This is a genomic window from Lichenicoccus roseus, from assembly GCF_005844085.1.
Lineage (GTDB): Bacteria > Pseudomonadota > Alphaproteobacteria > Acetobacterales > Acetobacteraceae > Lichenicoccus > Lichenicoccus roseus.
In genome coordinates this window covers 205,694-231,300 of record NZ_VCDI01000004.1, presented here as the reverse complement: position 1 = coordinate 231,300, position 25,607 = coordinate 205,694, and the positions used below count along the sequence as shown (strand labels likewise).

At 69.2% G+C, this 25,607-nt stretch carries 23 protein-coding genes; 12 read left to right on the top strand and 11 right to left on the bottom strand.

Annotation, left to right across the window (positions count from 1 at the left end):
- Nucleotides 1–39 precede the first annotated feature (39 nt).
- The gene (locus tag FE263_RS13430; RefSeq protein ID WP_138326526.1) at nt 40–1,635 is read right to left on the bottom strand and encodes a S53 family peptidase; all 1,596 of its coding nucleotides are present in this window, start codon (nt 1,633–1,635) and stop codon (nt 40–42) included.
- 57 nt (nt 1,636–1,692) lie between these two features.
- Nucleotides 1,693–2,796: a 2-aminoethylphosphonate--pyruvate transaminase gene (locus tag FE263_RS13425; RefSeq protein ID WP_240759531.1), complete on the bottom strand. Its 1,104-nt coding sequence runs from the start codon at nt 2,794–2,796 to the stop codon at nt 1,693–1,695.
- Nucleotides 2,797–2,889: 93 nt separating this feature from the next.
- Here FE263_RS13425 and FE263_RS13420 point away from each other — a divergent pair, with 93 nt between their 5' ends.
- From FE263_RS13420 to FE263_RS13390, 7 genes are all read left to right on the top strand, one after another.
- Complete coding sequence (locus tag FE263_RS13420) at nt 2,890–3,939, top strand: lysylphosphatidylglycerol synthase domain-containing protein (protein ID WP_138326524.1); 1,050 nt, start codon at nt 2,890–2,892, stop codon at nt 3,937–3,939.
- Nucleotides 3,936–4,601 carry a CDP-alcohol phosphatidyltransferase family protein gene (locus FE263_RS13415; RefSeq protein ID WP_138326523.1) on the top strand — a complete coding sequence of 222 codons (666 nt, stop codon included), beginning with the start codon at nt 3,936–3,938 and terminating at the stop codon, nt 4,599–4,601. Before FE263_RS13420 ends, FE263_RS13415 begins: the two co-directional genes overlap by 4 nt.
- Before the next feature lie 8 nt (nt 4,602–4,609).
- Entirely contained in the window at nt 4,610–7,204 is a 2,595-nt protein-coding gene (locus tag FE263_RS13410; protein WP_138326522.1) for an MMPL family transporter, read from the top strand.
- Nucleotides 7,204–8,271, top strand: a complete 1,068-nt coding sequence (locus FE263_RS13405) for a purine nucleoside permease (protein ID WP_138326521.1) — start codon at nt 7,204–7,206, stop codon at nt 8,269–8,271. Before FE263_RS13410 ends, FE263_RS13405 begins: the two co-directional genes overlap by 1 nt.
- A gap of 128 nt (nt 8,272–8,399) precedes the next feature.
- The gene (locus FE263_RS13400; protein WP_138326520.1) at nt 8,400–9,077 is read left to right on the top strand and encodes a response regulator transcription factor; all 678 of its coding nucleotides are present in this window, start codon (nt 8,400–8,402) and stop codon (nt 9,075–9,077) included.
- A 17-nt stretch (nt 9,078–9,094) separates the two neighbouring features.
- The gene (locus FE263_RS13395; RefSeq protein ID WP_138326519.1) at nt 9,095–10,630 is read left to right on the top strand and encodes a sensor histidine kinase; all 1,536 of its coding nucleotides are present in this window, start codon (nt 9,095–9,097) and stop codon (nt 10,628–10,630) included.
- Nucleotides 10,627–10,875: a hypothetical protein gene (locus FE263_RS13390; protein WP_138326518.1), complete on the top strand. Its 249-nt coding sequence runs from the start codon at nt 10,627–10,629 to the stop codon at nt 10,873–10,875. The genes FE263_RS13395 and FE263_RS13390 overlap by 4 nt, the downstream gene beginning before the upstream one ends.
- 37 nt (nt 10,876–10,912) lie before the next feature.
- On the opposite strand, the gene FE263_RS13385 is transcribed toward FE263_RS13390, so the two are convergent.
- Complete coding sequence (locus FE263_RS13385) at nt 10,913–11,674, bottom strand: SDR family NAD(P)-dependent oxidoreductase (RefSeq protein ID WP_138326517.1); 762 nt, start codon at nt 11,672–11,674, stop codon at nt 10,913–10,915.
- 100 nt (nt 11,675–11,774) lie between these two features.
- Here FE263_RS13385 and FE263_RS13380 point away from each other — a divergent pair, with 100 nt between their 5' ends.
- On the top strand, nt 11,775–12,677 hold the full coding sequence (locus FE263_RS13380) for a LysR family transcriptional regulator (protein ID WP_138326516.1): 903 nt from the start codon (nt 11,775–11,777) through the stop codon (nt 12,675–12,677).
- 11 nt (nt 12,678–12,688) lie between these two features.
- Here the strand turns inward: FE263_RS13380 and FE263_RS13375 are convergent, their stop codons facing one another.
- The 6 genes from FE263_RS13375 to FE263_RS22130 are packed head-to-tail and all read right to left on the bottom strand — an operon-like array spanning nt 12,689 to nt 17,826.
- Nucleotides 12,689–13,795 (bottom strand): aldo/keto reductase, encoded by a 1,107-nt coding sequence (locus FE263_RS13375; protein WP_138326515.1) that lies wholly within the window; start codon nt 13,793–13,795, stop codon nt 12,689–12,691.
- 11 nt (nt 13,796–13,806) lie between these two features.
- A complete protein-coding gene (locus FE263_RS13370; RefSeq protein ID WP_138326514.1) occupies nt 13,807–14,877 on the bottom strand; it encodes an aldo/keto reductase in 1,071 nt (356 codons plus the stop codon).
- The gene (larB, locus tag FE263_RS13365; protein WP_138326513.1) at nt 14,874–15,551 is read right to left on the bottom strand and encodes a nickel pincer cofactor biosynthesis protein LarB; all 678 of its coding nucleotides are present in this window, start codon (nt 15,549–15,551) and stop codon (nt 14,874–14,876) included. Before larB ends, FE263_RS13370 begins: the two co-directional genes overlap by 4 nt.
- Entirely contained in the window at nt 15,548–16,399 is an 852-nt protein-coding gene (locus FE263_RS13360; RefSeq protein WP_205880375.1) for an adenine nucleotide alpha-hydrolase family protein, read from the bottom strand. Before FE263_RS13360 ends, larB begins: the two co-directional genes overlap by 4 nt.
- Nucleotides 16,389–17,642, bottom strand: coding sequence for a nickel pincer cofactor biosynthesis protein LarC (gene larC, locus FE263_RS13355; protein ID WP_138326512.1), 1,254 nt, complete (start codon nt 17,640–17,642; stop codon nt 16,389–16,391). The genes FE263_RS13360 and larC overlap by 11 nt, the downstream gene beginning before the upstream one ends.
- 31 nt (nt 17,643–17,673) lie before the next feature.
- Nucleotides 17,674–17,826, bottom strand: a complete 153-nt coding sequence (locus tag FE263_RS22130) for a hypothetical protein (protein WP_171034100.1) — start codon at nt 17,824–17,826, stop codon at nt 17,674–17,676.
- A 110-nt stretch (nt 17,827–17,936) separates the two neighbouring features.
- On the opposite strand from FE263_RS22130, the gene FE263_RS13350 reads away from it, so the two are divergent.
- Nucleotides 17,937–18,767, top strand: a complete 831-nt coding sequence (locus tag FE263_RS13350) for a Dyp-type peroxidase domain-containing protein (protein WP_171034099.1) — start codon at nt 17,937–17,939, stop codon at nt 18,765–18,767.
- Nucleotides 18,768–18,829: 62 nt separating this feature from the next.
- The gene (locus tag FE263_RS13345; protein WP_138326510.1) at nt 18,830–19,480 is read left to right on the top strand and encodes a hypothetical protein; all 651 of its coding nucleotides are present in this window, start codon (nt 18,830–18,832) and stop codon (nt 19,478–19,480) included.
- On the opposite strand, the gene FE263_RS13340 is transcribed toward FE263_RS13345, so the two are convergent.
- On the bottom strand, nt 19,440–20,924 hold the full coding sequence (locus tag FE263_RS13340) for a UdgX family uracil-DNA binding protein (RefSeq protein ID WP_138326509.1): 1,485 nt from the start codon (nt 20,922–20,924) through the stop codon (nt 19,440–19,442). The genes FE263_RS13345 and FE263_RS13340 overlap by 41 nt on opposite strands.
- Before the next feature lie 7 nt (nt 20,925–20,931).
- A complete protein-coding gene (locus FE263_RS13335; RefSeq protein WP_138326508.1) occupies nt 20,932–22,161 on the bottom strand; it encodes a putative DNA modification/repair radical SAM protein in 1,230 nt (409 codons plus the stop codon).
- Between the two features lie 195 nt (nt 22,162–22,356).
- Between FE263_RS13335 and FE263_RS13330 the strand changes: the two genes are divergently transcribed.
- On the top strand, nt 22,357–24,144 hold the full coding sequence (locus tag FE263_RS13330) for a tannase/feruloyl esterase family alpha/beta hydrolase (RefSeq protein ID WP_138326507.1): 1,788 nt from the start codon (nt 22,357–22,359) through the stop codon (nt 24,142–24,144).
- A 57-nt stretch (nt 24,145–24,201) separates the two neighbouring features.
- Nucleotides 24,202–25,581 carry an MFS transporter gene (locus FE263_RS13325; protein WP_138326506.1) on the top strand — a complete coding sequence of 460 codons (1,380 nt, stop codon included), beginning with the start codon at nt 24,202–24,204 and terminating at the stop codon, nt 25,579–25,581.
- Nucleotides 25,582–25,607 lie beyond the last annotated feature (26 nt).

Sequence of the window (25,607 nt, the reverse complement as noted above, 5' to 3'; positions counted from 1 at the left end):
GCGAAAGCTGCCCCCGGGGGGCAGCAAACGCCGTGCCAGTCAGGCCGAGGCACCCCCGTTCGTCGTTCCACCGGTGAGCGCGTCGAACAGCGCCTGGCCGTTCGGCCGGCCGAGCCCGGTGCAGGCATTCCAGCCGGAGCCGGCATCGTAGCCGAGATCGGTGCCGGTCGGCTTGTTGTTGCCGCTGGTGATCTGCACGGTGAGCGCGCTGTTCGACCCGATGTTGGCGTAGAGCCACGTCGGCAGGAAGCCGACCGGGTTTGACGCCTTCTGGTTGATCAGCGCGGTCAGGCCGGCCCACAACGGGGCCACCGCACTGGTGCCGCCCACCACTTCGGTCTGCCCGTCCACCACCACCGAATATCCACTGGCCGGCGCCGCATCGCCGCCGACATCCGGCACCCCGCGGCCGCGGCGGCCACCGTTGACGCTGGCCGGCAGGGTCACGCCCTCCTGGAACGCCGGAATGCCGAACAGGTCGCTGATGCCGCCGCCGGTGCCGCTGGTGCCGTCGTTCCAGACCACCTCGCGGCTGATGGCGGTGCCCTTCTCGGTGATGTGGCTGCCGCCGCAGCCGATCGCGCTCTGCGACGAGGCCGGGAAATCGACGTGGGCCTTGCCGTCGCTCACCCCGTCGGTGGCAAGGCTGTCGCCGGCCGCGACGTAGACGGAGATGCCGAGTGCCGCCGCTTCCTGCAGCACGGTGTTCATGGTGGTGACCGACTGGCCGTCCCAGCTCGATTCCGGGCCGCCCCAGGAGATCGAGATCACCGAGGGCTTGTTGGTGGTGTCGTGCGTCGCCTGCGAGATCGCGTCGGCGAAGCCGGCGTTGGTGTTTGGCGTGAAATAGACCGCAATCGATGCACCCGGAGCCACGCCACCCGCCACCTGGATGTCGAGCGCCACCTCGCCGTCGGCATCCGAGCCGGACTGGTCGTTGGTGGCGCCGTCCACCAGCACCGCGGTCACCTTCGGCGGCGTCAGGCCCATCGCCTGGAACGCCTGCTGGGTGTCGCTGTCGCGGAACCCGCCGCCAAGCTCGATCAGGGCGATGGTGACGCCGCTGCCGTCCACGCCGGTCGGGAAGTCGTATAGTTTCGCAAGCTGGTTCGGCAGCACGCTCTGCGGCTGGGCAGCCCTCGGCCGAACGATGCGGGCATGCGCCACCGGGCGCGAATCCAGCCCAAGCACGCTCTCGACGATGCCGTGCAGATGGCGGGGGATCATGACCCCGCCGGTGCGTCCGCGGAATGTCGTGCCGTCATGCTCATAGGTGGACAGCGTGGTTCCGAACGCCGCCTCCATCTTGGCCGCGGTGCCGCCCACCCGCACCAGCCGGCGCGCCGGATCGGCCTCCAGCACCGTCAGGCCGTGGCCAAGCGCGAAGCTCTCGATGCGGTGGATGTCGTCGCGATGCGCGGTCCGGCGGTGCTTCGCCAGATGCTCGCGGCGCTGCTCCACGCTGCCGGTCAGCGCCGTCTCGGTGGTCTGATGCTGGTCGCGCGGCTTGAGGTAGATGCTGACCTCGACCTGCTGGTCGCGCGGCGAGGGGCCGACCATGCGCGCCCCGGCCGGGATGGTGTGCTGGCTGCCGGGAAGTTCGAGCGGCGTGGCGGCTTCGGTCGACGAACTCATGCGCTATCATCCTGTGCTGAGTGTTGATGTCCTGCCGCAGGCGGCCATCGTTCCAGTCTAGTTCGTCCCAACCGGCTCCGCCTGCTGAGCGGTGATCCGGGCGATGCAGTCCAGCGCCCGGGCGATGTCGTGCCCGTCGATCGCCCCGATGCATCCGATGCGGAACGACGGCGCCTGGGTGAGCTTGCCGGGGTAGATCACGATGCCCTCGGCCTGCAGCGCATCGTAGAAACGCGTGAAATCGAATCCGGCTCCCGGCTCGTCGAATGTCACGATGATCGGCGCCTGCAACGCGGCGGGCAGGGTGGTGCGATAGCCGAGCCGCGCCATGCCGGCGGTCAGCATCGCGTGGTTGTTCCGGTAGCGGGCGAGGCGTGCCTGCGGGCCGCCTTCGGCATCGAGCTGGTCCAGCGCCGCCTCCAGCGCCGCGGCCACCTGCACCGGCGGCGTGTAGCGCCACTGGCCGTTGGCCACGAAGCCGCGCCATTGGGCATGCAGGTCGAGCGACAGGCTGTGCGACTGGCCGGCGCAGGCTGCCAGATGGCTGCGTTCCGCCACCACCACGCCGATGCCGGGGACACCTTCCAGGCACTTGTTCGAGGAGGCCATCACGGCGCTGGCGCGGATTTGGCGGAGGTCGAGCGGCAACGCGCCGAACCCGCTCATGGCGTCGACCAGCAGCCGCCGCCCGGCCTCGGCGACGATCCCCGCCACCGCCTCGACGGGGTTCAGCAGGCCGGTGGTGGTCTCGCACTGCACCACGGCGACGTCGGTGATCGAGGCATCCTCGCGCAGGATGGCACGTACCCGCCCGGGATCGACCGGCGCCGTCTCCGCCCAGCGCTCGACGCTGCAGGCGCGTCCGATCTGGCCAGCGATCGCCGCCATGCGCTCGCCATAGGCGCCGTTCGCCAGCACCAGCAGCCTGCCGTCGCGTGGCACCAGGGTGCCGATCGCCGCCTCCACGGCGAACGTCCCGGAGCCGGCGAGGAGCACCGCGTCATGGGTGTCCTCGCCGTGGGCGATGGCCGCAAGCCGGCTGCGCAGCCGGCTGGTCAGGGCCACGAACGCCGGATCGCGCGAGCCCCAGTCATGGCCGAGCGCCGCCCGGGTGGCGTCCGTGGTGGTGAGCGGGCCGGGAGTGAGGAGCAGGGTTCTCAATATTTACGGTGTCCACTATGTGTCCGCATCGATCCGACTATGACCGCGGGGCATGGACAGCTTGCCCGAGCCCATGGAGATGCAAAAGCGCGCATGAAGCTGTTGACCGTCATCGGAGGCGTGCTCGGCGCCGCACTTACGGTCTGGTTGCTGGCGCGCTTCGGCCTCGGCCACATCCTCGGCCTGCTGCACGAAGCCGGCTGGGGCATCGTGCTGGTGCTGGGCTTCCACCTCGTGCAGGTGCTGTTCTCGGCGCTGGGCTGGCGTGCCATCGCCGGCGCCAGTCCGGGCCGGCCCGGCCTCGCCGACTTCGTGCTGCTGCGCTGGGTCCGCGAGGGGGTGAACAACCTGCTGCCGGTGGCGCAGGTCGGCGGCGAGTTCGTCTCTGCCCGGCTGCTGCGCCGGCGCGGCATGAGCCTGGTCGATGCCACCGCCTGCACCGTCTGCGACCTCACCACCGAGATGGTGACGCAGATCGCCTTCACCATCACCGGGCTGCTGACCCTGCTCGCCCTGCTCGGCCGCAGCCAGGTCACCGACGAGGTGGTCGGCGCCATCGGCATCGCCTGCCCGGCGGCGCTGGGCTTCGTCGGCGGCCAGTGGTTCGGCCTCGCCAGCCTGCTGGAAAAGGGGCTGATGCGCCTCGCCAGCCAGTTCGGCTGGCAGGGCATGGAGGGCATCGCCGGCCTCCACCAGGCGATCCGCCGCCTCTACACCGCGCCGGGCCCGGTCGCCTGGGCGCTGCTGCACCAGACGATCTCGTGGCTGCTGGGCGCCGTCGAGGTATGCCTCGCCCTGCATTTCCTCGGCCACGGCGTGTCGCTTGCCACCGGGCTGGTGATCGAGAGCCTCGGCCAGGCGGTCAAGGCAGCAGGATTTGCGGTGCCGGGCGCGCTCGGCGTGTCCGAGGGCGGCTACATCGTCGTCGGCGGCCTGTTCGGGCTGTCGCCGCAGGTCTCGATCGCACTGTCCCTGGTCAAGCGGGTGCGCGAGATCGGCCTCGGACTGCCGGCGCTGGCGGCGTGGCAGTGGCTGGAGCATCATTGGTCACCTGCTTCCGGACCGGACCTCCCGGCGTCGGGGCCAAAAGTCGAACGGGGCGGTCCCATCGAGGCCGCACTGGATTACGGAGACGCGCCTTGAACAACGACACCTGGACCCACGCCATGGCGCGCGGCGTGGTCCGTCCGCTGCTCGGCACCGGCATCACCCCGAACCATCTCACCACGCTGCGGCTGCTGACCGGCGTTGCGGCGTGCGCGGCGCTGGCGGCCGGCCCGGGCGTACACGGGGCGATGCTGTGGGGCGGACTGCTCTGGGTGCTGTCCGCCTTCCTCGACCGCATGGATGGCGAGTTGGCACGCATCGGCAACATGATGAGCCCCGGCGGCCATCGCTACGACTATCTGGTCGATAACGGCGTCAACTGCCTCTTCTTCGTGGCCATCGGCGTCGGCCTGCGGCATGCGACCCTGTTCGGGCACGATCTCGGCTTGTGGACCATGGTGCTGGGCGTGGTGGCGAGCGGCGCGCTGCTGCTGTGCAACTGGATGTCCGAACGCTACGAGGAGCGCCTGCCCGGCGAACGCACCTGGTCCGGCGCCTGGGGCTTCCATCCCGACGACGCCCTCTACCTGCTCGGTCCGGCGGCCTGGCTCGGCCTGCTGCTGCCGATCCTGCTGGCCGCCGCCGTCGCCACCAGCGTGATGGCGCTGGTGATCCTGGTACGGTTGCGCCTGCTGATCCGGCTGCAGGATGGCGTCCCGACCCGGGCTGCGGCCGCTTCCGTCACGACCCGATCCTGAGCCGGGTCATGCTGAGGGCTCCTCTCGGGCGGCTGGTCGCCTTCTGTGCGCGTCGGGCATTGCTTGTGCTGGTGCTGGCGGCGGTGCTCGCGGCCGGCGCGCTGCTGGTGACGCGCGCCCGGCTGGGCGTGTCGACCGACACCGGCAACCTGTTCTCGGCCTCGCTGCCCTGGAAACAGCGCGCCATGATGCTGCAGAAGGACTTTCCGCAGAACGAGGATCTGCTGGTCGCCGTCATACGCGCCGACATCCCCGAGGAAGGCCAGGAGACCGCGCGTGAGCTCGCGCAGGCGCTGTCCGCCCAGCCCGCCCGCTTCAAGTCGGTGCGCCGCCCGGACGCCGATCCCTATCTGCAACGCAATGCGCTGCTGTTCCTCGATCCGAAGCCGCTCGAGAGCCTGCTGAACGCCACCATCGACGCGCAGCCGTTCCTGGGCCAGCTCGCCGCCGACCCTTCCTCGCGTGGTCTGTTCCAGTCGCTCGGGCTGATCGGCGAGGGCGTCGTCCGCGGCCAGGCCAATCTCGCCAACTTCCAGGCGCCGCTGCAGGCTTTCGCCCGCAACCTCGACGCCGCCGTGGCCGGCCATCCGACGCCGCTCTCGTGGCAGCGCCTGCTGACCGGGTCGCTGAGCGATCTCGGCGGCAAGTACCAGTTCGTCGAGACCCAGCCGCGGCTGAATTTCGGCTCGTTCGCCCCCGGCGGCGTCGCCACCAATGCGATGCACGCGGCGATCGCGACGCTCCCGGAAGTACGCGCCGGTCATGCCAGGGTCTACATCACCGGCCAGGTGGCGCTCGACGACGAGGAGTTCGCCTCGGTGGCGGACGGCGCCATCAAGGAGCTGGTCGGCTCGCTGGTGCTGGTGACGTTGTGGCTGTTCCTGGCGGTGCGCAGCTGGCGGATCATCATCCCGATCGTCATCGTGCTCTTGCTCGGCCTGCTGCTCACCACCGGCTTCGCGGCGATCGCGGTCGGGACCCTGAACCTCGTTTCGGTGGCGTTCGCGGTGCTGTTCGTCGGCATCGCGGTCGACTTCGCAATCCAGTTCTCGGTGCGCTTCCGGGCCCAGCGCCATGCCAGCGGCCAGCCACTGCCGCTGCTGCTGTCGCTGTCTGAGACCGGGCGCGAGACCGGGGTTCAGATCCTGATTGCGGCATCCGCGACCGCGGCCGGCTTCCTGGGCTTCACGCCCACCGCCTTCCGCGGGGTCGCGCAGCTCGGGTTGATCGCCGGCGTCGGCATGCTGATCGCGTTCGCCGTCACGCTGACGGTGCTGCCGGCGCTGCTGATGCTGTTCGGCTACCGGCCGACCGGCATCGACGAAGGCTTCGGCTGGGCGCGACGCTACGACCGCATGTTCCGCCGCAACCGCCGCGGCCTGCTTGCAGGTTTCGCCGTGCTCGGCCTGGTAGGCGCCGCGCTGCTGCCGCTGCTGCGCTTCGACGGCGATCCGCTGCACACCAAGAACCCGAACTGGCCCGGCATGCGCGCCCTGCACCTGCTGATGGACAACCCGCAGACCAGTCCGTACAGCGCCGAGATGCTGGTGCCGAACCTCGCCTCGGCGCAGGCGCTTACCACGCGCCTGCAGAAGCTGCCGCTGGTCAGCGACGTGCGCACCCTGGAGACCTTCGTGCCGGTCGACCAGTCGCAGAAACTGCCGCTGATCCAGGATGCCGCCTCGCTGCTGCTGCCGACGCTGCTGCCCTACAAGGTGGCGCCGCCACCGGATGCGGCCGAAATCCGCAGCGCTATGGTCAGCACCGTCGCCAGCCTGCAGCCGGCGCTCGGCAAACTGCCGGCGGGCGATCCGCTGCGCAGCATCGCGGCGTCGTTGCAGACCCTGTCGACGCGCCCGGACGCGGACCTGTTGGCGACCGACCGCGCACTCGTGCAGTACCTGCCGGTGACGCTCGACCAGCTGCGCAGCGTGCTGCAGGCGAAGCCGACCACACTCGCGGATGTGCCGCCGGGACTGGCGCGCGACTGGATCCTGCCGGACGGGCAGGCGCGCATGGAGGTGCATATACGCAACGGCGCTTCCGACAGCGCCTCGCTGAACCGGTTCCTGCGCGAGGTGCGCACGGTCTATCCGCAGGTATCGGGCTCGGTGGTGACCATCGTGGAGAGCGCGGTGACCATCGTGTCGGCATTCAAGATCGCCGCCCTGTCGGCGCTGGCGATGATCACGCTGATCCTGCTGATCGCGCTGCGCAGGCTGCGCGACGTGGCGCTGGTGCTGGCGCCGCTGCTGCTGTCGGCGATGCTGACGGTGATCGTGTGCCACCTGCTGCGCCAGCCGCTCAACTTCGCCAACATCATCGCGCTGCCGCTGCTGCTCGGCGTCGGCGTCAGCTTCAACATATATTTCCTGATGAACTGGCGTGCCGGCATGCGCGACCCGCTGGCGTCGCCGACGGCGAAGGCGGTGCTGTTCTCGGCGCTGACCACCGGCACCGCGTTCGGCTCGCTGGCGTTGTCGCACCACCCAGGCACCGCCAGCATGGGAAGGCTGCTGCTGATGAGCCTGGCCTGCACGCTTCTTGCAACGCTGGTGTTCGAGCCGGCGCTGCTGCCGCGCCGGAGACAGGACCCGCAGTAATGCGCCAGACGTTGGTTGCCGCCGCTGCATCCTTGCTGCTGCTCGGAGGCACGGCGCAGGCAACCGGCCGCATCCCGGTGCGCGTCGTGGTGATCACGACCTTCGAGCTTGGGGCCGATACCGGTGACAAGCCGGGGGAGTTCCAGGACTGGGTCGAGCGGCTGCCGTTGCCGACGGTGATGTCGTTTCCGCAAGGCTACCACCCGCTGCGCTGGAACGCGTCGCTCGGGGTGCTCGGCATCGTCAGCGGCGAGGGGCCTGCGCGGATGGCGGCGTCGATCACGGCACTTGGCGACGATCCGCGCTTCGACCTGTCCCGTGCCTACTTCGTGCTGGCCGGCATCGCCGGGATCGATCCCAGGATCGGCTCGGTGGCGTCCGCGGCGTGGGCGAGGCATGTGGTGACCGGCGAGGCCCATGAGATCGACGCCCGCGAGATCCCGCCCGGCTGGAGCACCGGCTACGTGCCGCTGACCCGCAGCACGCCGTTCGAGCAGCCTGCGCCACCGCCTTCCGGGATCTGGGGCGGCTCGATGTACACCCTCGATCCCGGCCTGGTGGACTGGGCGTATGAACTGACCCGGGACACCAGGTTGCCGGACAGCCAGCCACTGATGGCAATCCGGGCCCGGTACACCCTGGATGAAGCGGCGCGCCGGCCACCCTTCGTGCTGGAGGGTGACACGCTCGCCTCCGGCATCTTCTGGGTCGGCGGCCGCATGAACGACTGGGCCGAGCAGTGGGTGCGCTACTGGACGCACGGGCAGGGCGTCTTCGCCACCACCGCCGAGGAGGATGGCGGCATGATGCAGGCGCTGACCTTCCTGGCGCAGGCGCACAAGGTCGACCTGTCCCGCGTGCTGGTGCTGCGCACGGCGAGCAACTACGACATGCCCCCGCCGGGACAGACCCCCGCCGAGCTGCTTGCCCGGGAGGGCGGTGGCGGTACCGGCTACTCCGCCTACGTGCCTTCGCTCGACAGCGCCTATCGCGTCGGCAGCCGGGTCGTGCTGGAGCTTGCGACGCACTGGAGCCGCACGCGCGACCATCTGCCCGGTCGTCGATAAAGACTCTGAACCCGAATTTACTGGCTCGGAACCCTCTCGGAGCCATGATCGCCCGGGCGGACCGCTGCCAACCGGCGTAGATGGGGCATGCCACCGCGACAACCCGCCGCCGGGCCGCAGGAGCCTTCATGAGCCGCATGCTGCTGATCGAGGACGATGCGGAGACGGTCGACGAGGTGTCCGGCTATTTCCGCAGCCGGGGCTACGAGGTCGATTGCGCGTCCACCGGGCCAGATGGACTGAGGCAGGCCAGGGACGGCGCGGCGGATGTCCTGGTCGTCGACCGCATGCTGCCCGGGCTCGACGGGCTGGAGATCCTGGGCCTGCTCAGGCGCAGCGAGATCCGCACGCCGGCGCTCGTGCTCAGCGCGCTGTGCGAGATCGACGATCGCGTGCGCGGCCTGCGCGCGGGTGGCGACGACTATCTCGGCAAGCCGTTCGCGCTGAGCGAACTCGCCGCCCGCATCGAGGCTTTGCTGCGCCGGCCGACGCACGGCGCCGAGACCATGCTGCGCGTCGGCCCGCTGGAGCTGAACCTGGTCAGCCATACGGCGAGGCGCGGTGGCCGGATACTGGAACTGCTGCCGCGCGAACTGCGCCTGCTGGAATACATGATGCGTCGCGTCGGCCAGACGGTGACCCGGACGATGCTGTTCGAGGACGTCTGGAGCTACAACTTCGCGCCACGCTCCAATCTCGTCGACGTGCACATGGGCCGGCTGCGGCGCAAGCTCGACCTCCGGGGCGAGGAGGAGCTGCTGACCAATGTGCGCGGCGTCGGCTTCGTCCTGAAGTCGCCATCCTGACGCCAGGACCATCACCCGTGTCCAACCGCGCGATCACCACCCCGGCCGCAGCAACCCCCGCGCCCGCAACTCCATCCGCGACCATGGCACTGCCCGGCACCACCCTGCTGGACCGGCTGCGACGGGCCGCCTCGTCCACCATCTTCCGCTGGACGCTGTCCATCTCCGGTGGCTTCGCCGGCATGGCGTTGCTGCTGTTCGGCTTCATCTACTGGCAGACCGCGCTGCACCAGCGGCAGAAGATCGACAGGACGATCCTGCTGGAGGCCCACCTGTTGGCGCAGGCGCCGGCCCGGGACCTGGAGGAGCCGAGGCTGGAAGCGCGTCTCGCAGCGTGGCTGGCCAACGATCCGCACGAGGTGCGCTATGCCGGCATCTTCCGGCGCGACGGCCGGCATCTCGCCGGCAACCTGCAGGCCATGCCGAAGCACCTGCCGGTCGACGGGCACGCCCGCCAGGCGGTGTTCAAGGGGATCGACCGCGACCATGACGGCGACGATCCGGAAGTCGTGCGCGCGGTGGCGACGGCAATCGGGCCCGACCGGGTGCTGTTGATCGGCTACGATCTCGACGAACTCGAGGACGTGCAGGACATCATCCGCCGTGCCCTGGAACTCGGCCTGGCACCGGCGCTGCTGCTGTCCATCGCCGGCGGGACCTGGCTCGCCTGGCGCGCGCAGAGCCGCATCGCCCGGCTGCACGCGGCGATCGGGCGGATCATGGGCGGCCAGTTGAGCGGGCGGCTGCCGGTCGATCACAGCGGCGACGATCTCGACCGGCTGGCGACGGCGGTGAATGGCATGCTGGACGAGATCGAGCGGCTGGTCGAAGGCATCCGTGGCGTCAGCGACAGCATCGCGCACGATCTGCGTACGCCGCTGACGCGGGTGCGGAACCGGCTGGAGCGCTCGCGCGACGAGGCCGGCACCCGTGACGAGTTCCAGGCCGCGGCGGACCGGGCGATCGCCTCGATCGACCAGGCCCTGGCGGTGGTCGCCAGCGTGCTGCGCATCAGCGCGATCGATCATGGGCGGCGTCGCGAGGCGTTCGCGCGCGTCGATCTTGCCGAGGTGCTGTCGGAGGCCGCCGAGCTCTACGAGCCGCTCGCCGAGGAGAAGGGCGTGGCGCTGCTCCTGCAGTCGCGCCCGGGATCGATCGTCGTCGGCGATCACGACATGCTGCTGGAGGCGGTCGGCAACCTGCTGGACAACGCCATCAAGTTTGCCCCGGTGCAGACCCCGGTGATCCTCGCGCTGACGGCGGAGACCTACGGCCTGCGCATCCGCATCATCGATCGGGGCCCCGGCATCGTCCCCGGCGAGCGCGACCGTGTGCTGCAGCGCTTCTATCGCTCGGAACGCAGCCGGAGCGTGCCCGGCAACGGACTCGGGCTAAGCCTGGTCGCAGCGGTGATGGCGCTGCATGGCTTCAGGATGGAGATCGAGGACGCCGGTCCCGGCTGCATCATCGACCTGCACTGCCAGCCCGCCTTGCCATGGGTCCTCCACAACCAGCAGCACAGCCTGGCAGCAGCACATCCGGACGCGTCATGAAGACGGCCGAAGACTGGCGTCGCTGTGTCAGCAACCTGCACCACGCCATCGAGCGCCTGCAGGCGACGACGGACGACATCCCCCCGGAACTGGCAGCGCTGAAAGATCGCCCGGCGTCGGATGTCGCACTCCTCCTGGAGCGCCATCTGACGACCTTCGGCGACTACACCGTCGCCCTGTCCTGCCTGCAGGCGCACCTCGCGAAGCTCGGCATCATCCCGATCCAGGGTGGCGCGCAGGACTGATCCGCGCCCGCCGGTGCGCTGCAGGCGACAACCAAGGCTAGATCATCATGCCGCCGGAGACCTCGATGCGCTGGGCGTTGATCCAGCGATTATCGTCGGACAGCAGCCCCGCGATCATCGGGCCGATATCGTCCGGCAGCCCCGGCCGGCCGAGGGCCGTCGCCTCCGAGATCCGCCGGTTGATCTCGGGGTTGTCGCGCACCATTCCGCCGCTGAAGTCGGTCTGCACGGCGCCGGGCGCCACCGTGTTGGCGGCGATCCCGCGCGTGCCGAGCTCCCGCGCCAGATACCGTGTCAGCACCTCGACCGCCCCCTTCATGGAAGCGTAGGCGGCACTGCCGGGATAGGCGAAGCGGGTCAGGCCGGACGATACGTTGACGATCCGGCCACCATCGGCGATCAGCGGCAGCAGCGCCTGGGTCAGGAAGAACACGCCCTTGAAGTGGACGCGGTAGAGCGCATCGAAATCCGCCTCGGTCACCTCGGCGATCGGTGCGTGATGCGATGTGCCGGCGTTGTTCACGAGGTAGTCGAACCGCTCGGCGCCCCAGCCTTGCAGGACCTTGCGTATTTCCACCGTGAAGGCTGGAAAGGCGGCGCTGTCACCGGTGTCGAGCCTGAGCGCGGCTGCCCGTGCCCCCGCCCGCTCGACGGACGCGACCACCGCGTCGGCGGCCTCACGGTTGCTGTTGTAGGTGAAGATCGAGCTGACGCCCCGCCGGGCGAGCGCCTCGACCGTCGAGCGGCCGAGGCCGCGGCTGCCGCCGGTGACGAGTGCGATGCGGGATTGTGCGGGCATGGTGGCCTCCATCGGTTGAAGGTCTCCATCTGGGCCGCTCCGATTGCGCGGGTTAGGCCACGGTGGCAGTCAACATTGTTTTGCCCAGCGGAATAGAGCCATGGATCGTCTGACCACGCTCGACCTGTTCGTGCGCATTGTCGACCGGCGCAGCTTCACCGCGGCGGCGGCGGACCTCGGCATCTCGCGTCCGGTCGCGACCGCCAGCATCAAGGCCCTGGAGCAGCGGCTCAAGACACGGCTGCTGCACCGCTCCACCCGTCATGTGCAGCCGACCGTCGAGGGCGAGATCTACTACCACCGGTGTGTCGCGGTGCTGGCGGATCTCGAGGACGCCGATCGTGGCGCCAGCGGGGCGGTGGCCGGGCTGCTACGCATCGATGTCTCGGGATATCTCGCCCGCACCGTGCTGCTGCCGGCGCTGCCCGCTTTCCTGGCGCAGCATCCGGCCCTCACCCTGCATCTTGGCGAGGGTGAACGCTACGTGGACCTGGTGCGCGAGGGCGTCGATTGCGTGGTGCGTGCGGGACCGCTCGCCGACAGCGACATGGTGGTGCGGCGCCTGGGGGTCATGGAGGAGATCACCTGTGCCAGCCCGGGCTATCTCGCCAAGCATGGTGTTCCCGCTGCACCCGATCGGCTGGACGGGCATGTGATGGTCGGCTTCGTCTCGTCCCGGACCGACCGGCCTCTGCCGCTGGAATTCACCGTCGACGGCAGGACGATCGAGGTGATGCTGCCCGCCCGCGTGCTGGTCGGTGGCGCTGATACGAGTGCCGCTGCCGCGCGGCTCGGGCTCGGCCTTATCCAGGCGCCACGCTACCGTTTCGACGACGACCTTGCCTCGGGAGTCCTGGTCGAGGTGCTGGCCGAATTCCCCCCGACACCCACGCCGCTGGCTGTGCTCTATCCGAGCAACCGGCAGATGTCCCCGCGGGTCAGGGTGTTCGTCGACTGGCTGGTCGAGACGATCGGACCGCAACTGGACCGATCGCGACGATAGCCTGACGGCGATCAGCCCCCTGTCTTGGGTGCCAGCGCGGCCGTCGTTGCCGTATCGCCGCCGAGCCAGTCCGGATTATGTGCCGTGCCGTCGAAATGGTCGGTGGTCTTGAACAGCTCGTAGCGGCCTTCGGCAGCCTGCGTCTCGGTCTCCTGCAGGATGCGCTGCTCCTGCACGACGTCCATCGGGCGGAAGCTGCTGGCCGCCCGGAACGCCTGGTCGAGCGCACGCTGGTTGTCGATGCCGGTGATGACGACAGACGTCGGCCGGTTCAGCGCGTAGTGCAGGCAGTCGATCGGCTGTATCGCCGCACCGCTCTTCAGGATCACGCCGTTGGAGCCGCCGAACGGCTTCATGGTGATGACCGCGATGTTGTCCCGCAGCGCCACCGGCATGGCGAGGCGCGCGAACGAGCGGAAATGCGCGTCCATCACGTTCGACGGCATAAGCACCACGTCGAACTGGAAGCCGTTCCGGCGCGCCGCCTCCATCATCGCGATGTGGATGTGCGGGTCCTTGTGTCCGGTGAATCCGATATGGCGGATCTTGCCGGCCCGTTTCGCCGCCACCGCCGCCTCGATCGCACCGCCCGGTGCGAAGATGCGGTCGGGGTCGTCGAAACGCAGCACCTCGTGGAACATCCAGAGGTCGAGATGGTCGGTACGCAGCCTTCGGAGCGACTGCTCGAGCTGCTGGTTGGCGATGCCGGCATTGCGGCCATCCACCTTGGTCATCAGGAAGACACGGTCGCGGTAGCCGCCCTGGCCGAGTGCCGCGCCCATGCGGCGCTCGCTCTCGCCCTTGTTGTAGTCCCAGGCGTTGTCCATGAAGTTCATGCCGCGATCGATCGCCGCATGGCAGAGCCTGATCGACTCCGCTTCCTCGATGCCGGGCTTGGCGAAATGCGAGCCGCCGAAGCCGATCGCCGACACGGTGGCGCCGGTATTTCCCAGCTTGCGATAAAGCATCTCGCCGCGCAGCTCGCCCGGATCGGTGACACGCGGCAGCGGTGGCAGGGGATTGCTGCCGGTGCCGAGCCCGGTGGTGGCGGCGACCGCGGCGCTTGCCTTGAGAACGCCACCGGCGACGACGGTCTGGAACAGGGTGCGACGGTCCATCGGATGGTCTCTCAGGCCTCCGTCAGCCATTGCGGGTTCTGCCCGGTGCCGTCGAAATGCCCCGAGATCTTGTAGTGCTCGGTAGAGCCGGTGCGGCCGACCTCTGCGCTGCGGGCCAGCAGCGCGTTGCGGAACTCGGGCGACGGTGGCGTGAAGGTCCGCACCGCCTGCAGCGCCTGGTGCAGGATCGGCATGCTGTCGATACCGGTCACCTGCAGGCTGACCGGCAGGCCCATCGGATATTGCAGCATCTGGATCGGAGGCATGACGCGCGACTTCAGGATGAAATTATCACCGAACGCCTTCATGCCGATGATGCCGGTGTCGTGCGCGAGCGCGATCGGGACCACCGTCTGCTCGAAGCTGTCGTAGTGCGCGTCCATGATGTTCAGCGGCATCTGTACGGTGTCGAAATGGAAATCGTGCTGGTCCGCGACCGCGAACATGTGGGCGTGGATCTTCGGACTCTTGTGCCCGGTAAAGCCGATGTAGCGCAGCTTGCCCTGCTCGCGCGCGCGCAGCACCGCCTCGAGCGCGCCACCTGCTGCAAAGACGCGCTCGGGATCGTCCATCCGGATGATCTCGTGGAACTGCAGCAGGTCGAGATGATCGGTCTTGAGGCGGGTCAGCGAAGTCTCGATCTGGCCCATCGCGGCCTGCGCGGTGCGGCCGTCGATCTTGGTCATCAGGAAGGCCTTGTTGCGGTAGCCTTCCTGCGACAGCGCGCGCCCGAGCCGGACCTCGCTCTCGCCACCGTTGTAGTCCCAGCAATTGTCGCAGAAGTTGATGCCGGCATCGAGACCGGCATGCACGACGCGGATTGCCTCGGCGTTGGTCATGCCGCCCGGCTTGGCAAGATGGAATCCACCCATGCCGACCAGCGACACCGCCTCGCCGGTGCGGCCCAGCCGACGGTACTTCATGTCCGGATGTTGCGGGATGGACGCGGTGACGGTGCCGGGGGCGGGTTTGGCGGCATCGTCGATGGCGGCGGCGGCGGCCGGAGCGGATGGCATGACGTCGAGTGCGGCGGTCGCGCCGACCCCGGCCGCGGTGGTCTTGATGAAGTCGCGTCTGTTCATGAGGAGTGATCCTTGCTGAGGCGCGTCATTGCGTTGAGGACGCGCAGCGCGGCGCAGGCGCCGCCATAGCCGTTATCGATGTTCACGACGGTGACGCCGGGCGAGCAGCTGGCGAGAATGGCGTCGAGCCCCGCGCGGCCGCCCGCGGCGACGCCGTAGCCGACCGACGTCGGCACCGCGATCACCACGCCCGGCACCAGGCCGCCGATCACGCTGGGCAGCGCCGCATCCATGCCGGCCACCACGATCACCACCTCGTGCCGGCGCAGTTCCTCGACACGGTCAAGCAGCCGCCAGAGGCCAGCGACGCCGACATCGACGATCTCCGTGCTGTCATGTCCAGAGAAGCGCAGCGTCCGCGCCGCCTCGCGCGCCACCGGAACATCCGACGTGCCGGCGGTCACGATGGCGATGCGCGGCCCGGAATGTCCCGCGACCGGAGCCGGGTCGCCCTGCCACGCGGTCTGCGAGACCGGGTCCCAGTCGAGCCGGCTTCGAACCGGCGTCGGCAGGGCGTCGAACTTCGCGGCATCCAGGCGTGTCAGCAACAACGAGCGAGCCGGGTCGGACTCCAGGATAGCGCCTACCTGGGCGGCAGACTTGCCGGCGCAGTAGATCGCCTCGCCGAAGCCGATCCGGGCGGTGCGCTCGAGGTCGAGCTTGAACTCGCTCATGGTGCGACCAGGAAGGCACTGCCGGTCCGGTAGGGCGCGAAGCGCACCGGACGCACCTCGCCGGCGCGTCGTGCCAGCGCCTCGATCTCCTGCAGCAGACCGGAAGGTTCCGCAGGCAGGGCGGCGAGGGCGCCCGGATCGAGTTCCACCACCATGCCGTCGGCGCGCACCCGGCAGCGCACGGTGGCGGGTCGCAGGCGTCGTGTCACGGTGCGCTCGACATCGTGCACCAGGGCAAGCGTCGCCGGTTCAATGGCGATCCCGGTCTCGATCCGGCTCGACAGGCACGGTGCCGAGGGCAAGTCCGACAGCGTCCCGAGCCCAAGCAGCCGGGCGATGCGCCGGACCATCGCCTTGTCGATCCCCGCCTCGACGAAGGGATGCCGCACGCCGTGCAGGCGCGCGGCTTCGAGGCCGGGACGATACTCGCCAAGATCGTCGGTGTTGGTGCCGGACAGCACGATGACGCCGGTCGCGGCGAGGCGGCGGACTATGCTGCCATACAGACTTGTCTTGCAGAAGAAGCAGCGATTGACCGGGTTGGCGCGGTAGTCGGCATCGGCGAACTCGCCGGCGTCGAAGATCTCCAGCCGCCAGCCATGCAGCTCGGCGAGGGCCCTGGTCCGTTCGGTGGCTTCGGATGGCACCGCGGGCGAGGTGGCATGGTGCATCGCCACACCGGCTCCGAGCACCGCATGGGCTGCCGCCGAGAGCGTGAGGCTGTCGATGCCACCGCTGACCGCGACCGCAGCCCCGGTGCCACGCAGGGTTGCCAGGTTGGCCCGCAGGCGAGCCAGGGCTTCCCCAGCCTGAGCGTCCTGCGCCGGGTTGATGTCGTCAGCGTCCATCGTTCTCTCCGCTTGCCGCCTGCTCGGCGCGGCGCCTGAGCGCCTGCCGGCCGGCGTGGCCTAGCGCCGTCCCCACATGGTCGGCCTCGGCCTTGCCGGTGCGCTGCCCGGGCCGGTCCACCAGCTTGACCTGCACAGGCAGCCCGTCGACGGACACCTGGCTCAGGCTGCGGTGAAGCGCCCGCCCCTCGACCATGTGAGTTCGCAGACCGATGGTGGTGGTCTCGGTGAAGCAGGCCGCGACCACGTCATCCAGCCGGTCCGGCACCACCAGCACCTGCACGTGTACCGCAAGCCGGCCCTTCTTGCCGATGGTCGGCCATTGCACGACATCGTGCACCCCGGGCAGGTCGCGCAGCCGGTCGAGGCCGGTGGCGAGATCCTCGCCCGACTGGTCGTCGATCTCGAAGCCGATCACCGCCAGCAGACGATGCGCGGCGGCGGTGTCGCGCTCGGTCGCACCGGTCTGCAGCACCAGGGCGCGCAGGCAGTTGCTGAGGCCGGGAAGGCGCCTGGTGCCGAAGCCGATCCCGGTCGCGCCCATTCGCCCGGATGGACGCGAACGCAGCCGGCCGGAGTCGGCCAGCCAGGCCAGGATGGCGGCACCGGTCGGGGTGACGCGCTCTCCGGCAACGCCGTCGTCGACGATCTCGAAGCCTTCCAGCAATATGGTCGTTGCAGGCGCGGGGACCGGCATGATGCCGTGCGCGGTTCGCACCCGGCCGGAGCCGAGGGGCAGCGCCGAGACGCTCCAGCCGGTTTCCTCGCCCAGCCTGGCGATCAGCCATGAAGCAGCCACGATGTCGGCGATGGAGTCCGCGGCGCCGACCTCGTGGAAGGCGACCTCGTCGGCCGGCACGCCATGCACACGGCCCTCGGCCTCGGCGAGCCGCCCGAAGATCCCGATGGCGATTCCGGTGACGGCCGGCTCCAGGTCGGATCCGCTCAGCCGGGCGCGGATATGGCTCCAGTGCGTGTGCCCATGGCCATGTCCATGCTCGTGTCCATGCTTTTGGTCATGCGTATGGTGGTGGTCGTGTCCTGCGGAGACCGTCGTGTCGACCACGTCGAAGCGGCTCCCGGTGAGGATGCCGTCATCGTGACGCTGAAGGCTGCACGAGACCGGGGCCAGGCGTCGCACGCATTCCGAAAGCGCTTCGGCATGCTGCGGAAAGGCGTCGAGCAGGGCGGCGGTAAACATGTCCCCTGCCACCCCGCCGATGGCATCGAGATGGATATGCATCACGGGTGCGCCATGCGACCGGCTGGCAACGTCAGCGATCGGTGACGCGCGACGGGTTGGCGTTCTGGTCGCCGCTCTGCACCGGCTGTTTCTCCGGAGTGTCCTTGGGCGGTGCGGGACGCGTGCCGCCGGGATCGGTTCCGCTCACGGGCGTGTTGGCGGTGGTCTTCTCGTCCTCGGCCATGCGGCCTCCCATGCTGGTCCGCGTCGATGCGGCGGTCCTGTCAGCGCCGTGGCACCGACAATGTTCCGGAGCGGCTGACGTGGCGGCGGACCCGTGATACGGCAAGAGCCATGGCTGGGCTCCGCTTATTCGCCACGCGCCGGTTCTCCTTCACGCGCCGGTCGTTCCTGGGCGGCCTGCCGGCGGCTGCAGGGATCGCGGCGTCGCATCGGCCCGCCGCCGCTGCCGCCACGCCGGTTTTCCGCGCGCGGCACCAGCCCGGCGTCACGATGCAGCCACCGGTCCTGCTGTTCGTGGCGTTCGATGTGCTGGCCAGCGAGCCGGCGATCCTGCGCCGTGCCATGCGTGTCATGGCCGAGCGCGCCGAGGCGCTGGCCCGGGACCATGTCGTGCTGACCCTCGCGGTCGGCGGCACGCTGTTCGACGGGCGAAACGGCCTGGCCGGGTTGCGTCCGCGCCACCTCGAGGCAGCGCCGGCAAGCGTCGCGGACCAGGGCGGCGACCTGCTGCTGCAGATCGGCGCCGCCACGCCGTGTGCAGCCGCCGATGGCCTGCGCGACGTGATCGCATGCACCCATGACCTCGTGGCGCCGCGCTGGAAGCTGAACGGCTTCCGCCGGGGCGATACCGGCGCCACGGCCGGCTCGCCCTGGATCGGGCCGCAGCAACGCGACGAACCGGCCTGGACCCACGGCGGCAGCTACCTGCTGGTGCGGCGGACGCGGCAGTTCGTCGAGCAGGGCGGCCGGCAACCTGGGTCCGGCTACGGTTACGACCACGGTGTCGATGCCGCCGGGCAGTTCGACATGGGCGACATCCTGTGCCGCTACCGGGCGCGGCCGGATGCTGCCGATGACAACCTCTTCCTTGCGCTGCCCGGGGTGCGCGCCGGACATGCCGGCTTCGGGCAGGCGCTGCTGGATGCCATGACGGCCGCCTGACCGGTGGGGACACGCTAGGCTGTCCACGCACCGCGACGGGCGGCGGCGGGAGAGCCGGCGTGATGGCGAACAATCGATCCCGGCTTTGCGTGCTCTCCCTGCTGTGCCTCGCCGCCTGTGACCCCGGCGTGGTCATGCGTGGCTACGTCGACGTGCCGGAGCCCGGCGGCGGCATGCAACAGGTCGGGCTGGTCTGCCGGGAACTCTACAGTCCGCGCTCCGAGACCTTCAGCATCAGCGGCATCACCCTGCCGTTCGGTGCGGTGATCAAGGCGCAGGTCGGCGGGGTATCCTTCGCCGACACGACGCAGGCGGTGTCCGACCGGATCGAGGGCATGGATCTGCAGCAGATCGCCATCTGCGAGGCGCTGATCCTGCTGCCGTCGCAGCCTGACCTCGAGCAGACCCTGAAGGACTATGTCGGCCTGGACGGCTACCTCGCCCAGGAGATCGCGACCCTCAACAGCTCGACCTCGCCGTCGCAGTATCGCGGCACCATCGCCATCCTGGCCGCCACCCCGGCGACGGTGGCGCCGTCGACACTTGCGGTCGTGCGGAGTGCCGTCGCGCGCGCCGGTACGCTGCCCCCGCAACAGGCGCTGCCGCTGCGCGACTTCGGCCGCGTGCCGATCGACACCTTCTCCGAGCAGCCGCTGCTGCTGGCACCTTCTCTCAGGCCGCCAGTTCCGCGAGCAGCTCCCTTGCGTGCGTAAGATCGGCGACGAAGGCGGCATATTCACGCCGCTTCGCCTCCTCGTCCGGCAGCCGCAGCAGGTAGGACGGGTGCACGGTGACGAAGCCCTGGGTGTTTCCCTCCAGCGGGATCGGCCGGCCGCGCTCGCGCGAGATGGTCACCGTCCGGCCCAGTACCGCGCGGGCGGCGGTGGCGCCGAGCATCAGCAGCAGGGCCGGACGCACCAGCCGCCGTTCCTCGGCCAGCCATGGGGCGCAGGCGGTGATCTCGCTGTTGTCCGGCTTCTGGTGGATGCGCCGCTTGCCGCGCGGCTCGAACTTGAAGTGCTTCACCGCATTGGTGACGTAGACCGCCTGCCGGTCGATCCCGGCCTCGCGTATGGCGCGGTCGAGCAGCTGGCCGGCAGGCCCGACGAACGGCCGGCCCGCAAGATCCTCCTGGTCGCCCGGCTGCTCGCCGACCATCATCATCGCCGCATCCTGCGGACCCTCGCCGAACACCGTCTGCGTCGCCGGCTGCCAGAGCGGGCAGCGCCGGCACCCGGCCGCGTCCCTGGCGAGCGCCGCGACCGAGGCCGGAAGGGTGTCCGCCAACAGGTCGCCGATGGCGGGCTCACCCGGTTCGACGAGCGACTGGGCTGCCTTCGGACGCGTTGCAGCCTTGGGCGTCGGGGCGGTCTTCGGCATCGGAGCAGTCTCCAGCATGGTCCTGGTGCGCTCTTGCGCCGCGCGCACCAGTTCGGGAATGGCGGCGGCCTCGGGCAGGTTGCGCCAGTATTTGCGCGGCATCTCCGACGTCATCGCCGAGACCTTCAGCCGCGCCGGATTGAAGATCGAGCTGAAATAGGCGCGCCAGTAGCGCTCCAGCGCGTCGTCGTCCGGCACCTGCGAGGGGTCGGCGCCGGGGCTGAAATCGACCTGACTGCCGGTCCAGTGCAGGCTGCGGTACGGCGTCAGGATCGAGAACACCATGGTGGCGAAGCGGCGCACGAAGAAGTCGGCATTGGCCTCGACGATGAAGTGGTCGGGCTCGAACCACGACACATAGCGGGTAACGCCCTCCTCCTCGACCGCCCGGAAGCGCACGAAGGCGCGCATCTTGTGGGTGTCGCGCCGCACCGACTGCGAGAGCCGGATGGCGCGCGCGACCTGCGGGTCGGTGACGTCCTCGATCACCCGCTTCTCGCCCCGGCTGGTGCGCCAGATCAGGCCATACAGCAGCGCGAATCGCTCCGGCTCGCGGGCCTGGATCACCGTCTGCGCCAGCTCGACCAGTGGCCGAGGCACGCTGAATGCTGCGGCGGCAGCGGGTTGCGGCGGCTGTTCGGTGCCCGCGAAGAGGTCGTCCGGCGCGCCCACCGACCAGATCACCGCCTCGGGAGGGACGCCCTCGATGGCGAGATCGCGTGCCGCCGCGCGCCAAGCCGCGAAATCCACTTCATGGGCAAGGACGACATTCCGCATGCCGGCCTCAAAGCAGGCTGAGCTGCGCCGGTTTCCTGCTGACCCGTGCCGCCAGCCGGACGCTGTCCAATTCGCCGCGCGGCGTGTGGTCGGCCGCCACCACGAAGGGCGCGATGGCGGCGATCGAGATGCGCAGGCGGGCAAGGTCGTCCATCCGCAGGCTGCGGTGCCGTCGCGCGGTGAGGATGCGCCCCACCGACTTCACCCCGAAGCCGGGCACACGGAGCAGCGCCTCCTTGTCGGCGCGGTTGACGTCGACCGGGAACATCTCGCGGTGCTGCAGCGCCCAGGCCAGCTTCGGGTCGCGCTCGAGGTCGAGGTTGCCGGAACTGTCCGTGGTCAGTTCCTCGACGCCGAACCCGTAGAACCGCAGCAGCCAGTCGGCCTGGTACAGCCGGTGCTCGCGCAGAAGCGGCGCCGGTCGGAGCGGTAGGGCCACCGCCGCATCCGGGATCGGCGAGAAGGCCGAGTAGTAGACCCGCTTCAAACCATACGATCCATACAGGTTGGTGCTGGTGCGCAGGATGGTGCGGTCGGAGCTCGCATCCGCGCCGATGATCATCTGGGTGGACTGGCCAGCCGGCGCGAACCGGCGCGGCTTCGCCCGGCCCGGTGCGGTCTTCTCGCGGGCGGCGTCGATGCCGAGCCGGATGCGGCCCATCGAGCGCCTGATGCCGCCCATGTCCTTCTCCGGCGCGTAGTCGGCGAGCGCCGCCTCGGTGGGGAGTTCGACGTTGATCGAAAGCCGGTCGGCCCAGCGCCCGGCCTCCTCGAGCAGCAGCGGATCGGCGTCCGGAATGGTCTTGAGGTGGATGTAGCCGCGGAATCCGTGCGTCTCGCGCAGCGTGCGGGCGACGCCGATCACCTGCTCCATGGTGTAGTCCGGCGACTTGATGATGCCGGAAGACAGGAACAGCCCCTCGATGCAGTTGCGCCGGTAGAAGCCGAGCGTGAGGCGGACCACCTCGTCCACCGTGAAGCGGGCCCGGCGCACGTTCGAGGAGGCGCGGTTGATGCAGTAGGCGCACTCGAACAGGCAGGAGTTGGTCAGCAGGATCTTGAGCAGCGAGATGCAGCGGCCGTCCGGCGCATAGGCGTGGCAGATGCCCATGCCTTCGGTGGAACCGACGCCGTCCTTGGCGCCACGACTGTCGCGCTTGTCGGTGCCGCTCGAGGCGCAGGACGCGTCGTATTTCGCGGCGTCGGCCAGGATCTCGAGCTTCTGGAGAAGTTCCACTTAGCCATGTTCCTGTATTGTTCGCTCGCATGCAAGCCTCTGGGTATCCATGCGCGGGAGCTCTGAACGCACGTGCCGGAACCTTGTTGCGATGCACAAACTCACTCTCATGTTAGTGAATTTACAGCGAAACGTTCTGGTGCCCATTCTCGCGTCAAATGCGTCCCCGACAGAGGGACCTGAAGGAGGAGCGGAATGTTCGCGCAATCGCGCCACATGTTTTGGCTGGCCCTGCCCATGGCCCTCGCGGCGGCCCCGGCCGCGCACGCCTCGTCCTGCGAGACGATCTCGCCGACGGCCTTCAACCTCGGCGGCGGCGCGACCGTCGTCTCTGCCCAGGGCACCGAAGTCACCGGCGGCAGCTTCCTGCCCCCCGGCTATACCGCGTCGATCACCGGCCTGCCGGCGTTCTGCCGGGTGCAGATCACGGCGTCCTCGAACGGCAATCCCGCGCAGTCGCTCATTTCCATCGAGGCCTGGCTGCCGGAGCAGGGCTGGAACGGTCGCTTCATCGGCACCGGCAACGGCGGCTACGCCGGCACCCTCGACTACGTGGCGCTGTCGCAACGCCTGCAGGAAGGCTTTGCCGTCGCCAACGACGACCTCGGCACCGGGCTACGTTATGCCTGCAACCCGCTTTCCTGCGGCGACGCGACCGGCGGCGGCAGCAAGCCCGGCGGGCTTTACGGCAATCCCCAGTCGATCAGGGATTTCGGCTACGCCGCGACCCATGTGATGACGCTGGTCGGCAAGCAGGTGACCGCGGCGCTGTACGGCAACCAGCCGGCGCACAGCTACTTCGCTGGCTGCTCCACCGGCGGCCAGAACGCGTTCTCCGAGAGCCAGCGCTTCCCCACCGACTACGACGGCATCCTGGCCGGCGCGCCGGCGCACAACCGCACCCACCAGATCGCCTCGAGCCCCGCGCTCTACGCCAATGCCCGCGAGCCCGGCGGATACCTGACCAACGCCGCCCTCGCTCTCATCCACGGCAATGTCCTGGCGCGATGCGCAGGTCACGATGGCGGGCTCGCGACCGACGATTTCCTCGAGCAGCCCTATTCCTGCCCTGCCGACGTCCACCAGCTGATCTGTCACGGCGTATCCGAGGAGGTGCCGTGCACCGATCCTACATCGGCGAAATGCAGTTGCCTCACGCCTGCGCAGGCGACGACGATCGGTGTCTACTGGAACGGCGTGAACGACGATCTCGGACGTCGCGAACAGCCCGGTTTCGAGCGCGGCGCGGAAGAGCCGATCCCGCTTACAGCGGCAAACGGCTTCATCGGCGACATCGGCCTCACCTGGACGCAGATCCAGGCCGAACCGGACTTCGACAGCCTGTTCTACTGGATCTACGGCCCGTCGTGGCAGTGGCCTTCCCTGCTGACCAAGCACCGGAACACCAATGTGCTGATCAGCAAGGCCTTGGATGCCGCGGATGCGTTCCCGATCGGCGGCGACAGCTTCGCCGGCACGGTCAATGCAAACAGCACCAACCTGTCCGCCTTCGCCAGGCACGGCGGCCGCATGCTGCTCTACCAGGGTTACGACGATCCGCTGATCCCTAGCGCCACGGCGATCAACTACTACACGGCGGTGTTCGCCACCGATCCTGTAAAGGTGAACAGCTATCTCCGCCTGTTCATGGCGCCGGGCGTCGAGCATTGCGACGGCGGGCCTGGCGCCAACAGCTTCGGCGCCACCTCGCAGCCACTGCCGCCGGTGCCGCTCGACCGGCAGGACGATGCCCTCGGCGCGCTGATTGCCTGGGTCGAGCACGGCGTGCCGCCAACCCGGATCACCGCGACCAAGTACCTCAACGACACGCCCGCGAGCGGCATCGCGTTCCAGCGTCCGCTTTGCCAGTATCCGCTGCACGCGGCCTATCGCGGCGGCGATGCGAACCAGGCCGGCTCGTTCGCCTGCGTGCCGTCCGCACCCGTGCTCGACCAGATGACCGACCCACACTGGGGCGATTGAAAACGACCGTTCTCGCTACCGGCCGCAAGAGCCGGATCCGGACAAAGGGGGAAACAGATGACCGTCCAATATGCGGATCACCGGGACGACGCACCGATCGAGGACCGCCGCTACGACGCGGCAGCGCGCAAGGCGATCCGCGTGCTGCTGCCGATGATAATCCTGATCTATCTGCTGTCGTATCTGGATCGCACCAACGTCGCGCTGGCCAAGCCCGCATTCCAGCGCGATCTCGGCATCGGGCCGGCGGCCTACGGCCTGGGTTCAGGACTGTTCTTCATCGCCTACGCCTTCCTGGAAGTGCCGAGCAACCTGCTCGCCTACCGGATCGGTCCACGCCGCTGGATCGCGCGCATCGCCGTCACCTGGGGCATCGTCTCGGTCGCCATGGTGTTCGTGCGCGGCGACCTGTCGTTCTATGTCCTGCGCGTTCTGCTCGGCGCCGCCGAGGCCGGATTGTTCCCGGCCCTGCTGTATCTGATCACAAGCTGGTTCGCCTATCGCGAGCGCTCGATCATGGTGGGCTGGCTGTATGTCGCGCCGCCGCTCGCCATCATCTTCGGAAACCCGTTCGGCGGGCTGCTGATGGAGCTGAACGGGGCCGGCGGGCTGCAGGGCTGGCAGTGGATGTTCCTCATCGAGGGACTGCCGACCATCGCGATGGGCGTGTTCCTGTGGTTCCGCCTTCCAGACCGGCCGCGCTCGGCCACCTGGCTGAATCCGGAGGAGGCAGCCGTGCTGGAACGCCGCGCCATCGCCAACACGGAGCAGCGCGCAGCCATCGAGTCGCATGGCTGGACCAAGGGGCTCGGCTCCGCCACCACCCTGCTGATCGGCACCATCTACTTTCTCAACCAGGTCGGCTGGAACGGCCTGGTGTTCTTCGCCCCGGGCGCCATCCACCAGATGAACGTGACGTCGCCGCTGCTGCTCGGCATCGTCTCGAGCAGCATCGGCATCGGCGCCCTGATCGGCGTGCTGGTCATTCCCCGCCTGCATCGACGGGTGCCGAGCGACAGCCTGTTCCTGGCCGCCGTGACGATCGGTTTCCTGCTCTGCGGGCTCGGCTTCGGCAGCACCGGCAACCACGTGCTGCAGATGCTGTTCATCGTCTGCGGCGCGATCTTCGGCGTCGGTGTGCTGCCGGTATACTGGGCGGTCGCCATGCGCCAGCTGAACGGCCTGCAGGCCGCCGCCGGGCTAGCCGCCATCAACACCATGGGCCTCTCCGGCGGCTTCGTCGGGCCCTACCTGTTCGGCCTGGCGGAGAGCTGGACCGGTCGCAGCAGCTCCGGCTTCTACCTGATCGCCATTGCCTCGGCATTGGCGCTGGTGCCGATCTTCCTGCTGAGCCGCGTCGCCCGCGAGGATGGAACGCAGGCCGCTACCCAGGGCGCCACCATGCCGGCCGCCGTCGCACGGACCGCGCTCGAATGACCGGACCAGATACAGCGGTCCGGACC

What these genes read in the sequence shown, in the direction of transcription:
- FE263_RS22130 (WP_171034100.1), bottom strand. Translation starts at nt 17,826, where the DNA reads ATGGCCGAGGACGAGAAGACCACCGCCAACACGCCCGTGAGCGGAACC.
- larC (WP_138326512.1), bottom strand. Translation starts at nt 17,642, where the DNA reads ATGCATATCCATCTCGATGCCATCGGCGGGGTGGCAGGGGACATGTTT.
- FE263_RS13325 (WP_138326506.1), top strand. Translation starts at nt 24,202, where the DNA reads ATGACCGTCCAATATGCGGATCACCGGGACGACGCACCGATCGAGGAC.
- FE263_RS13420 (WP_138326524.1), top strand. Translation starts at nt 2,890, where the DNA reads ATGAAGCTGTTGACCGTCATCGGAGGCGTGCTCGGCGCCGCACTTACG.
- FE263_RS13405 (WP_138326521.1), top strand. Translation starts at nt 7,204, where the DNA reads ATGCGCCAGACGTTGGTTGCCGCCGCTGCATCCTTGCTGCTGCTCGGA.
- FE263_RS13380 (WP_138326516.1), top strand. Translation starts at nt 11,775, where the DNA reads ATGGATCGTCTGACCACGCTCGACCTGTTCGTGCGCATTGTCGACCGG.
- FE263_RS13350 (WP_171034099.1), top strand. Translation starts at nt 17,937, where the DNA reads ATGGCTGGGCTCCGCTTATTCGCCACGCGCCGGTTCTCCTTCACGCGC.
- FE263_RS13360 (WP_205880375.1), bottom strand. Translation starts at nt 16,399, where the DNA reads ATGGACGCTGACGACATCAACCCGGCGCAGGACGCTCAGGCTGGGGAA.
- FE263_RS13390 (WP_138326518.1), top strand. Translation starts at nt 10,627, where the DNA reads ATGAAGACGGCCGAAGACTGGCGTCGCTGTGTCAGCAACCTGCACCAC.
- FE263_RS13400 (WP_138326520.1), top strand. Translation starts at nt 8,400, where the DNA reads ATGAGCCGCATGCTGCTGATCGAGGACGATGCGGAGACGGTCGACGAG.
- FE263_RS13340 (WP_138326509.1), bottom strand. Translation starts at nt 20,924, where the DNA reads ATGCGGAATGTCGTCCTTGCCCATGAAGTGGATTTCGCGGCTTGGCGC.
- FE263_RS13375 (WP_138326515.1), bottom strand. Translation starts at nt 13,795, where the DNA reads ATGGACCGTCGCACCCTGTTCCAGACCGTCGTCGCCGGTGGCGTTCTC.
- FE263_RS13430 (WP_138326526.1), bottom strand. Translation starts at nt 1,635, where the DNA reads ATGAGTTCGTCGACCGAAGCCGCCACGCCGCTCGAACTTCCCGGCAGC.
- larB (WP_138326513.1), bottom strand. Translation starts at nt 15,551, where the DNA reads ATGAGCGAGTTCAAGCTCGACCTCGAGCGCACCGCCCGGATCGGCTTC.
- FE263_RS13385 (WP_138326517.1), bottom strand. Translation starts at nt 11,674, where the DNA reads ATGCCCGCACAATCCCGCATCGCACTCGTCACCGGCGGCAGCCGCGGC.
- FE263_RS13410 (WP_138326522.1), top strand. Translation starts at nt 4,610, where the DNA reads ATGCTGAGGGCTCCTCTCGGGCGGCTGGTCGCCTTCTGTGCGCGTCGG.
- FE263_RS13370 (WP_138326514.1), bottom strand. Translation starts at nt 14,877, where the DNA reads ATGAACAGACGCGACTTCATCAAGACCACCGCGGCCGGGGTCGGCGCG.
- FE263_RS13330 (WP_138326507.1), top strand. Translation starts at nt 22,357, where the DNA reads ATGTTCGCGCAATCGCGCCACATGTTTTGGCTGGCCCTGCCCATGGCC.
- FE263_RS13345 (WP_138326510.1), top strand. Translation starts at nt 18,830, where the DNA reads ATGGCGAACAATCGATCCCGGCTTTGCGTGCTCTCCCTGCTGTGCCTC.